This window comes from Streptomyces sp. NPDC093260 (assembly GCF_040683715.1).
Lineage (GTDB): Bacteria > Actinomycetota > Actinomycetes > Streptomycetales > Streptomycetaceae > Streptomyces > Streptomyces sennicomposti.
In genome coordinates this window covers 102,508-112,393 of record NZ_JBFBEK010000025.1, presented here as the reverse complement: position 1 = coordinate 112,393, position 9,886 = coordinate 102,508, and the positions used below count along the sequence as shown (strand labels likewise).

Sequence of the window (9,886 nt, the reverse complement as noted above, 5' to 3'; positions counted from 1 at the left end):
TCCGACTCTACCAGATCTTCCCGACCCGATTTCCTCGGCGCTTTCCAGGTTCCCGCTTCCGCGTTTCCCTTTCCGGCGGTTCCGACTCTATCAGAACTTTTCAGTTCCGATTCCCGGTCGGCGGGGGCGCCTTGGGCTTCTCGACTTTCGCCTGTCGGCCTTTCGACATTCACTACGCTAGCCGATTCCCGTTCCGATTCATAATCGGTGTCCGCAGGTTCTAATTCCGACGTGCGGGCACGTCGTTGTCGACCCCGCGGAGGGGCTGTCAGTAGGTAGTGGAGTGGCCGCTCCGGCTGCAGGCGATCGCCGTACCCGGTTCAGCGGCTCGGGATACATTACGCACCTTCTGCGGCCGAGTCAACTCGGCGTCGCCGGGGCACGTGCGCGCGGTACGGACTCACCGTCGGGTCGTCGGCGACCCAGTAGCGCCACGGGTGGACGTCACCGTTGCCGCCCTCGCCGGCGACCCCGGTGCGCGGTCCGTTGCGTACCTGGTCGGCGGGGACCGGCGTGCCCCGCACGATCCGGATCGGGGTGTCCCCGGGGGCGCAGGCGTCTGCCCCGTCGAGGGCACGGTCCACGTCGAGGGCGGTGGCGAGGCGGGCCGGCCCCTTGGCCAGTGCCTTGTCGCTGCGGGCGGAGGCCCGGCGCAGTCGGGCCAGCTCGGCGCCCTCGACGATCTCGCCGGCGCGCAGCAGCACTCCGCTCGCCTGTCCCTCCGGTCCGCACACCAGGTTCATGCAGTGCCACATGCCGTAGGTGAAGTAGACGTAGACGTGGCCGGGGGGACCGAACATCACGCCGTTGCGGGTGGTGCGGCCGCGGTAGGCGTGGGAGCCGGGGTCGTTCGGGCCGTCGTAGGCCTCCACCTCGGTCAGGCGCAGGGCGATCGGGCCGTCCGGGGTCGTACGGACCAGGACGCGGCCGAGGAGGTCGGGGGCGACCTCCAGAACGGGGCGGTCGAAGAACTCTCTGGGCAGGGGCGTACGGTCCGAGGGCGCGATCATGGCTTCCGAGCGTAGTCCAGACGGGTGCGTTTCAAGGACTGGTCAAAGATCCGCGGGCTTGCCAGGGTGGGGCGCGGAACCGGTCACGGCCGGGTCGCGTTTGTAGGTAGGGCAGGAGCCCCACTTCGTACGAGGGAGAGTCATGGCGTTCAAGAAGCTGCTCGCGAGTCTCGGAGCCGGCGGGGCGTCCGTCGAGACGGAGCTGCACGAGGTCAACGTCGTGCCGGGCGGGGTGGTCCAGGGCGAGGTGCGGATCCAGGGCGGGTCCGTGAACCAGCAGATCGAGGGGCTCTCGGTCGGCCTGCAGGCCAAGGTCGAGGTGGAGAGCGGCGACGAAGAGTACAAGCAGGACATCGAGTTCACCAAGGTGCGGCTCGGTGGCGCCTTCGAGCTGCAGGCGGGCGCGGTGCACGCGGTGCCGTTCGGGCTCGAGATCCCGTGGGAGACGCCGGTCACGATGATCGACGGCCAGGCGCTGCGCGGCATGAACATCGGCGTGACCACGGAGCTGGCGATCGCGCGTGCGGTGGACTCCGGCGACCTGGACCCGGTCAACGTGCACCCGCTGCCGGCGCAGAAGGCGATCCTGGACGCCTTCATCCAGCTGGGCTTCCGCTTCAAGCACGCGGACCTGGAACGCGGTCACATCCGCGGGACGCGGCAGCAGCTGCCGTTCTACCAGGAGATCGAGTTCTACCCGCCCTCGGAGTACCGGGGGCTGAACGAGGTGGAGCTGAGCTTCGTGGCCGACGAGCACGCGATGGACGTGGTGCTGGAGATGGACAAGAAGCCCGGTCTGTTCAGCGAGGGCAGCGACACCTACCGCTCCTTCCAGGTGGGCCTGCACGACTACCAGGCCACCGACTGGTCGGCCTACCTGCACCAGTGGATCTCCGAGGTCGGCAGCAAGCGCAGCTGGTTCTAGTGGTTCTAGGCTCGGGGCGGGGATTCCGCAGGCGGGATCCCGACGCGACGATCCAGGAGGTACCGAGGTGCCCGAGCTGAACAGGCGACCGCTCCCCCACGACTTCCATCCGCCCGTGCCGTCCTTCACGGTCACGAGCGACGACGTCCGGGAAGGGGCGACGCTCAAGGACGCTCAGGTCCAGGCGGCGGGTAACACCTCGCCGCAGCTGCGCTGGGAGGGTTTCCCGTCCGGGACGAAGAGCTTCGCCGTCACCTGCTACGACCCGGACGCCCCGACGGGCAGCGGGTTCTGGCACTGGGTGGTGTTCGACATCCCGGCCTCGGTGACGGAGCTGCCGGCGGGTGCGGGCGGCGGGAAGTTCGAGGGTCTGCCCGAGGGCGCGGTGCACGCGCGCAACGACTACGGGACGAAGGACTTCGGCGGCGCCGCCCCGCCGCCCGGCGACGGCCCGCACCGGTACGTGTTCACGGTGTACGCCGTCGACCAGGAGAAGCTCGGCCCGGACTCGGACGCCTCCCCGGCCGTGGTGGGCTTCAACCTGCGGTTCCACACGCTGGCGCGCGCTCAGCTGATCGGTGAGTACGAGGTGCCCGCCGAGGGCTGACGTGTCCCCTCGCCCGGTTCGGTGTTCACCGGACGTTTGCCCGTCTCCGGTCATGGAAGTGATCGGGGGCGGGCAGTTTTATTGCGTTGTCCATCTCGGCGTGCCCGTCCAGAGTTGATCCGAGCCCGCCGGGGGGTGGGCAGGTGCACACGGGAGGTGGGCCGGATGCGGGACACGCTGGTGCTGAACGCGAGCTTCGAGCCGCTGTCGACGGTGACGTTGAACCGAGCCGTCGTGCTGGTGCTCCAGGACAAGGCCGTCGTGGAGCAGGCCCACCCCGAACTGCGGATGCGCGGGGCCGAGGTGGACATCCCGGCGCCCCGCGTCATACGGCTGTGCCGGTACGTACGGGTGCCGTTCCGAAGACAAGCGCCGTGGTCGAGGCGGGGTGTGCTGGTGCGGGACCGGCACCGGTGCGCGTACTGCGGCGGCCGGGCGACGACCGTGGACCACGTGGTGCCGCGCTCGCGGGGCGGGCAGGACACCTGGCTGAACACGGTGGCCTCCTGCGCGGCCGACAATCACCGCAAGGCCGACCGGACTCCCGAGCAGGCGGGGATGCCGTTGTTGTGGGAGCCGTTCGAGCCGACTCCCGCGGATGCGATGTTGTTCGCCCTGGGAGCGGATGACCGTGCTTCGCTGCCGGAGTGGCTGGTGCGGGACGCGGCGTGATCTGTCGCCGGGGGGCGTTGTGCCGCTCGTCGGGTGCGGGTTCCGTGTGGCTGAGCGCGCAGTTCCCGTGCCCCTTGGGGGGTGGTTCCCCGCGCCCCTTGAGGGTGGGGGCGGGGGACGTCGGTTCGCGGCGTCAGTCGATGCGGGGCTTTTCGCGGCGTTCCGCGGGGTTGTTGCGGCCGTCGTTCTGGGGCGGGACCGTGGTGCCACCGCCTCCGTTGCCGCCTGAATTGCCGCCGAACGAGCCGAAGTTGCCCATCGCGCCGGAGAGGCCCTTGAGGGCGTCGCCGATCTCGCTGGGGACGATCCAGAGCTTGTTTGCGTCGCCCTCGGCGATCTTCGGGAGCATCTGGAGGTACTGGTAGGACAGCAGCTTCTGGTCCGGGTCGCCGGCGTGGATGGCTTCGAAGACCGTACGGACCGCCTGGGCCTCGCCCTCCGCCCGCAGGGCGGCGGCCTTGGCCTCACCCTCGGCGCGCAGGATCTGTGACTGCTTCTCGCCCTCGGCGCGCAGGATCTCGGACTGCCGGACGCCTTCGGCCTGGAGGATCGCGGCGCGCTTGTCACGGTCGGCGCGCATCTGCTTCTCCATCGAGTCCTGGATGGAGGTCGGCGGCTCGATCGCCTTCAGTTCGACGCGGTTGACGCGGATGCCCCATTTGCCGGTGGCCTCGTCGAGGACGCCGCGCAGGGCGGCGTTGATCTCCTCGCGGGAGGTGAGGGTGCGCTCCAGGTCCATGCCGCCGATGATGTTGCGCAGGGTGGTGACGGTGAGCTGCTCGATGGCCTGGATGTAGCTGGCGACCTCGTAGGTGGCGGCCCGGGCGTCGGTCACCTGGTAGTAGATGACGGTGTCGATGTTGACGACGAGGTTGTCCTGGGTGATCACCGGCTGCGGCGGGAACGGCACGACCTGTTCACGCAGGTCGATGCGGTTGCGGATGGTGTCGATGAACGGGACGACGATGTTGAGGCCCGCGTTCAGGGTCCGCGTGTAGCGGCCGAATCGCTCCACGATGGCAGCGCTGGCCTGCGGGATGACTTGGATCGTCTTGATCAGGGCGATGAAGACCAACACCACCAGAACGATCAGGACGATGATGACCGGTGCCATCGTTGCTTCCCGTACCCTTCTCCGCCTCGGCGCTTTCGGAAGATCTTATGGGCTGACGGCCGTTGAAGATCTTGCTGTCGAGTCTGACAGACCCTCACGTGCCGTGTGGGGTGTTCGGGGCAGTCACATGACGATGGCGGTCGCCCCCTCGATGTCCACGACGTCGACTTCCGCGCCCACGTCGTAGGCGTCGCCGGTGCCGAGCGAACGGGCGGACCAGATCTCCCCGGCGAGCTTGATCCGGCCGCCGGAGCCGTCGACGCGTTCCACCACGACGGCCCGCTTTCCCTTCAACGCGTCGATCCCGGTGGCCAGTTGGGAGCGCTGTCGGCTCTGCCGGGCGGCGATGGGCCGGACGACGGCGATGAGGGCGACCGAGACGACGACGAAGGTGAGCACCTGGGCGACGACACCGAGACCGAAGCCGGCCACGACCGCGGCGGCGACGGCTCCGACGGCGAACATGCCGAACTCCGGCATCGCGGTCACGACGAGCGGGATTCCGAGCGCGGCCGCGCCGACGAGCCACCACACCCATGCGTCGATGTCGTTCACATGGTCATGGTAGGGCCGGGGGCCCTGCGACGGACAGGGCGCACGGGGGGCGGCTCACGGCGAAGGGCCGCCGCGCGATGGGGTGTTCGGGATTCCGCGGTCCGGTCCGGCCGGTTCAGTCCGGCCGGTTCACCGCCGGACCGGGGGGCGGGGTCAGGACAGCGGGAGGCCCTGGGCGGTCCAGCGGTCGCCGATCTGCTCGACGACGAGCGGAAGGCCGAAGCAGAGGGAGAGGTTGCGGGAGGTGAGCTCCAGCTCCAGGGGGCCGGCGGCGAGGACCTTGCCCTGACGGATCATCAGGACGTGGGTGAAGCCGGGGGCGATCTCCTCGACATGGTGGGTGACCATGATCATCGAGGGGGCGATGGGGTCGCGGGCCAGCCGGCCGAGACGGCGGACCAGGTCCTCGCGGCCGCCGAGGTCGAGGCCGGCGGCGGGCTCGTCCAGGAGCAGCAGCTCGGGGTCGGTCATCAGGGCACGGGCGATCAGGGTGCGCTTGCGCTCGCCCTCGGACAGGGTGCCGAAGCGGCGGTCGAGGTACTCGGTCATGCCGAGGCGGTCGAGGAAGGCGCGGGCGCGCTGCTCGTCGATGTCCTCGTACTCCTCCTGCCAGCCGGCGGTCATGCCGTAGGCGGCGGTCAGCACGGTCTGCAGGACGGTCTGGCGCTTGGGGAGCTTCTCGGCCATGGCGATGCCGGCCATGCCGATGCGGGGGCGCAGCTCGAACACGTCGGTGCCGGGCCTGCCGAGGGTCTCGCCGAGGATGGTGGCGGTGCCCTGGCTGGGGTACAGGTAGCTGGAGGCGACGTTCAGGAGGGTGGTCTTGCCGGCGCCGTTGGGGCCGAGGATGACCCAGCGCTCGCCTTCCTTGACCGACCAGGAGACCTGGTCCACCAGAGCCCGGCCCTCGCGGACCACGGATACGTCCTGAAGCTCCAGAACATCGCTCATGAGCGCGTTGTCTCCCCTTGCAGTGTGCCGCCGGTCTCGGCTGTCGCGTACGCCTGTGGCTCGGTCCGCCGCGCCGGTGGGCGCAGCCCCCACCGAATCTACGCCACGGGACGGGCGGGCCGTTCCATCGGTCGGTCCTTAGGGTGGGGGCATGCTCTCGGAACCGCGCTCTGGACGCCTCGCCGCTTGGGGAAATGCCTTTCTTGCCGGACTTGTCTCACCGGATGACGCCGTGCTCGCCGTCGTGGGCGAGGACGCCGTCCACCGGGTGGTGGGGCTGCCCGGGGAACCGGAGCCCGTCGGGCTGACGCTCGCGCTGGGGCGGCTGCGGGGGTTGGGGGCACAGGCGCTGCGGGTGGCGCTGCCCGCGCCGGGGCATCCGCTGGGGGCTGAGCGGTCCGCCGGAGTTCAACGCGCGGGCGCTGGAGGCGGAGGAGGCGGTGATCTGTCACGGAGCCGCGTGGGGACTGGTGCCGGAGGTGACGGAGGCCGGGCCCGAGGGTGATGTGCACGTCGAGGTGGTGTGGCGGGCGCTGCCGGTGCGGGAGGCTCCGCCGGCCGATGTGCCGTCGTTGGGTGAGGCGGAGCGGGAGCTGGCGGAGGCGCTGCGGGAGGCGACCGAGGTGCTGGCGCGGCTGGACGTGGCCGGGTCGGGGCCGGTGGCCGAGGCGGCGATCGACGCGTACCGGGCTCGGGCGGAGCGGGGGCGGGAGGTGCTGGCGCCCGGGTATCCGCCCCGGGCGGTGCGGGTGCTGGAACTGGCGCAGCGGGTGGGGCTGCTGGTGTCGCTGGCGTACGGGAACGGGCACGGGGGTGCGGTGAGCGCGTCCGAGATGGCGGCGCGGGGGGCCGCGTTGCGGCCGGTGGAGCGGACGGCTCGGCGGGCGCAGGTCGCCGCGTACAACTCCGTTGTGGAGGAGCGGGAGAAGAGGGTGCGGTGAGGGGGCTTCCGAGGGGGCGGTGAGCCTCGGGACGGGCGGTGCCCGGCGGTATGTGTTTGGGTGCGGGCGTCGATCGGGGCGGCGCCCGGAGATACGTGGCTTCGGACGCGCGGCGAGCTGGACCGGCGCCCGGAGGGGGCGCGGCAGGCGAGGTACGCGGCCCGGCGTGTACGGAGTGCCTCCCCCGAGCTCTTCGAGCAGCGGGACTCCCAGCCCACCCGTGCCGCCCCAGGCGGCACGCATGCCCGCGGGACGGGGGACGAGAGGCGGGGGTGGGGTACGCCAGACGCCCGTGCCGCTCGGTTGTCGTCGCGGCTTTCGCAGCGCGTGTCCGCGCGGTGTGCCGAGGGGACGGCAGCGGCCGCCTGGAGGGGGACGAGAGGGCCCGGGGTCGGACACGCCCTGCGGTGGCATGGGCCCGCGGGGTAGTACGAGGACGAGACTGACGTCATGCACCGGGTGACTCGGCTCAGGGCCGCGGCCCCGGACGGGCGCGGGAGGCCGCGGCAGCGCCGGCCTGGCCAAGGGCCGGACGGCGGCCGGCCCCGCGCTTGCCGGTCGGCGGCCGGAGTGGCGGCCCGGGCCGGACGGTAGCGGCCCGCGCGTGTCGGCTCGCGGCCGGAGTGGGGAGGCGTGGCTCGGCGCAGGGGGCGTGGGGTGGGCCTCCCGGTGGGGGCCGGGAGGCCCTGGGCTCAGTGGTTGAGGCCGAGGTTGCCGAAGGCGGGGTTCAGGACGCCGATGACGTTGACGCTGTTGCCGACGGCGTTGACCGGGACGTGGACCGGGGCCTGGACGACGTTGCCCGAGAGGACGCCCGGGGAGGCGGTGGCGGCGCCGGCCGCGCCGCTGGCGGCGGAGGCCATTCCGGCGCCCGCGGCCACGAGCCCGCCGGTCACCATCGTCACGGCCACTGCCTTCTTCAGGTTCTTCACTTCTGAGCCTTCCTGGTGATCGCGCCGCGGCAGTCGCCGCGGTACGCCCTGGAGAACGGCCGGGCCCGCGGAAGGTTGCGCCATCCGGGGGACATTCCCACGACGGTATGAATCTCAGCCCGGAGGACCCGCCGGGTCAGTCCGTCACCCCGTGGCGTACGGCCCACAGCGCGGCCTGTGTGCGGTCCGCCAGGTCGAGCTTCATCAGGATGTTCGACACATGGGTCTTGACCGTCTTCTCGGACAGCACCAGCGCACGGGCGATCTCCCGGTTGGAGCGGCCGTCCGCTATCAGGCCGAGGACCTCCCGCTCCCGTTCCGTCAGGGTGCCGCCGCGTCCCAGCCCGGACTGCGCCTCCTCCTGGGACAGCAACGCGCCCGCGACCTCCGGCTGGAGCAGGACGTGTCCGGCGTGCACGGACCGGATGGCGCTGGCCAGGGCCTGCGGGTCCACGTCCTTGTAGACGTACCCGGCGGCGCCCGCCCGCAGGGCCGGGACCACCGTGCGCTGCTCGGTGAAGCTGGTCACGATCAGCACCCGCGCGCCGTTGCCGAGGTCGCGCAGCCGGCGCAGCGCCTCGACGCCGTCCAGGACGGGCATCTTCACGTCCATGAGGACGACGTCGGGGCGCAGCTCCTCGGCGCGGGCGACGCCCTCCGCGCCGTCCCCGGCCTCACCGACGACCTCGATGTCGTCCTGCACCTCCAGGAAGGTGCGCAGCCCCCGGCGGACCACCTGGTGGTCGTCGACGACCAGCACCCTGATCGCATCAGCCACCGGGCACCTCCATCTCGATCACGGTGCCCTTGCCGGGCGCCGATTCCACGGTCAGCGTGCCGCCGGCCCCGCCGGCCCGGTCGCGCATCGACACCAGCCCGAGGTGGCGGCCCGCGCCGCGCACGGCGTGCTGGTCGAAGCCGCTGCCGTCGTCGGCGACGCGCAGCACCGCGCCGCAGCCGCGGCGCTCCAGGGTGACGTCCACGTGCTCGGCACCCGAGTGCCGCAGCGCGTTGTGCAGGGCCTCCTGGGCGACGCGCAGCACGGCCTCCTCCTGCGCGGCGGGCAGTGCGCGGACACCGTGGGCGGTGAAGGTGACGCGCGCGCTGTGGGCGCGGTCGAGGACCTGGATCTGGGTGCGCAGGGTGGCGACGAGGCCGTCCTCGTCGAGTGCGGCGGGGCGCAGCTCCACGACGGCGGCCCGCAGTTCCTCGGCGGCCTCGGCGGCGAGCGCGGCCACCTGCTGGAGCTCCCCCTTGGCGCGGGCCGGGTCGCGGTCGACCAGGGCGGCGGCGGCCTGCGCGGTCAGGCGCAGGGAGAACAGCTTCTGGCTGACCGCGTCGTGCAGCTCGTGAGCGAGACGGGAGCGCTCCTCGGCGATGGTCAGCTCACGGCTTCGCTCGTAGAGGCGGGCGTTGGTGAGGGCGATGGCGGCGTGCTGGGCGAGGAGGGCGAGCAGGTCCTCGTCCTCCTGGGTGAAGCCGCAGCCGCCCGCCGGCTTGGCGCAGCGCTTGTTCGCCAGGAAGAGCGCCCCGATGACCTCGTCGCCGTCGCGGATCGGCAGGCCGAGGAAGTCGGACATGTCGGGGTGGGCGGCCGGCCAGCCCTCGAAGCGCGGGTCCTGGCGCACGTCGGCCAGCCGCTCGGCCTCCGCCTGGTGCAGCATCGCGGCGAGGATGCCGTGCTGGCGCGGGAGCGGGCCGATGGCCCGCCACTGCTCCTCACTGACCCCGTCGACCACGAACTGGGCGAAGCCGCCGTGGTCGTCCGGCACGCCGAGGGCGGCGTACTGCGCGTCGAGCAGCTCACGGGCGGAGGCGACGATCGTCTTGAGGACGTCGCGCACCTCCAGGTGCCTGCTCATGGCCAGCAGCGCGGAGCTGACCGCGGTGAGGCCGGACCGGGGGCCTTGGCTCATGCCCTCAAGGTACCGGCGGGGTCCGACAGCGCGGATCGGCCCTGTGGCGGCGTCGCCCCGGGCCGCTGGACCTAGGTCCAGGGCCCCGGCCTCGGTCCCGGCCCGCGGCCTCGGTCCGCCCCGGTGTCCGGGGGGCTCCGGGGCGTCCGGGGGGCTCCGGGGCGTCCGGGGTCGTTGCCGGGCTGTGCGGGAGCCTCCGGACACCCCCGTCGGAATCCGCTCACCGAGAGCATTGCAATGGCAACTTCCCGTAAGGAAGAACC

Annotated in this window: 10 protein-coding genes and 1 pseudogene; 4 read left to right on the top strand and 7 right to left on the bottom strand. The window is 71.9% G+C overall.

Going from position 1 to position 9,886, the window contains the following annotated elements; genetic code table 11:
- Nucleotides 1-338 precede the first annotated feature (338 nt).
- Nucleotides 339-1,010 carry a DNA-3-methyladenine glycosylase gene (locus AB0N63_RS27375; RefSeq protein WP_365532684.1) on the bottom strand — a complete coding sequence of 224 codons (672 nt, stop codon included), beginning with the start codon at nt 1,008-1,010 and terminating at the stop codon, nt 339-341.
- A 142-nt stretch (nt 1,011-1,152) separates the two neighbouring features.
- Here AB0N63_RS27375 and AB0N63_RS27370 point away from each other — a divergent pair, with 142 nt between their 5' ends.
- The 3 genes from AB0N63_RS27370 to AB0N63_RS27360 all read left to right on the top strand — a co-directional run bounded on the left by AB0N63_RS27370 (nt 1,153) and on the right by AB0N63_RS27360 (nt 3,214).
- Complete coding sequence (locus AB0N63_RS27370) at nt 1,153-1,935, top strand: sporulation protein (RefSeq protein ID WP_365532682.1); 783 nt, start codon at nt 1,153-1,155, stop codon at nt 1,933-1,935.
- A 67-nt stretch (nt 1,936-2,002) separates the two neighbouring features.
- Nucleotides 2,003-2,542, top strand: a complete 540-nt coding sequence (locus AB0N63_RS27365; RefSeq protein ID WP_365532679.1) for a YbhB/YbcL family Raf kinase inhibitor-like protein — start codon at nt 2,003-2,005, stop codon at nt 2,540-2,542.
- A 165-nt stretch (nt 2,543-2,707) separates the two neighbouring features.
- Complete coding sequence (locus AB0N63_RS27360) at nt 2,708-3,214, top strand: HNH endonuclease (protein ID WP_365532677.1); 507 nt, start codon at nt 2,708-2,710, stop codon at nt 3,212-3,214.
- 133 nt (nt 3,215-3,347) lie between these two features.
- Here AB0N63_RS27360 and AB0N63_RS27355 read toward each other — a convergent pair whose 3' ends face one another.
- The 3 genes from AB0N63_RS27355 to AB0N63_RS27345 all read right to left on the bottom strand — a co-directional run bounded on the left by AB0N63_RS27355 (nt 3,348) and on the right by AB0N63_RS27345 (nt 5,834).
- Nucleotides 3,348-4,328 carry an SPFH domain-containing protein gene (locus AB0N63_RS27355; RefSeq protein WP_365532675.1) on the bottom strand — a complete coding sequence of 327 codons (981 nt, stop codon included), beginning with the start codon at nt 4,326-4,328 and terminating at the stop codon, nt 3,348-3,350.
- Between the two features lie 123 nt (nt 4,329-4,451).
- The gene (locus AB0N63_RS27350) at nt 4,452-4,883 is read right to left on the bottom strand and encodes an NfeD family protein (protein WP_365532673.1); all 432 of its coding nucleotides are present in this window, start codon (nt 4,881-4,883) and stop codon (nt 4,452-4,454) included.
- Nucleotides 4,884-5,036: 153 nt separating this feature from the next.
- The gene (locus AB0N63_RS27345) at nt 5,037-5,834 is read right to left on the bottom strand and encodes an ABC transporter ATP-binding protein (protein ID WP_365532670.1); all 798 of its coding nucleotides are present in this window, start codon (nt 5,832-5,834) and stop codon (nt 5,037-5,039) included.
- Between the two features lie 151 nt (nt 5,835-5,985).
- Here AB0N63_RS27345 and AB0N63_RS27340 point away from each other — a divergent pair.
- A pseudogene (locus AB0N63_RS27340) lies at nt 5,986-6,775 on the top strand (hypothetical protein).
- A gap of 692 nt (nt 6,776-7,467) precedes the next feature.
- On the opposite strand, the gene AB0N63_RS27335 reads toward AB0N63_RS27340, so the two are convergent.
- The 3 genes from AB0N63_RS27335 to AB0N63_RS27325 form a co-directional block, all read right to left on the bottom strand.
- Nucleotides 7,468-7,707, bottom strand: coding sequence for a chaplin (locus AB0N63_RS27335; RefSeq protein ID WP_019982935.1), 240 nt, complete (start codon nt 7,705-7,707; stop codon nt 7,468-7,470).
- A gap of 136 nt (nt 7,708-7,843) precedes the next feature.
- Entirely contained in the window at nt 7,844-8,485 is a 642-nt protein-coding gene (locus AB0N63_RS27330) for a response regulator transcription factor (RefSeq protein WP_365532668.1), read from the bottom strand.
- A complete protein-coding gene (locus AB0N63_RS27325) occupies nt 8,478-9,623 on the bottom strand; it encodes a GAF domain-containing sensor histidine kinase (RefSeq protein WP_365532666.1) in 1,146 nt (381 codons plus the stop codon). The genes AB0N63_RS27330 and AB0N63_RS27325 overlap by 8 nt, the downstream gene beginning before the upstream one ends.
- Nucleotides 9,624-9,886 lie beyond the last annotated feature (263 nt).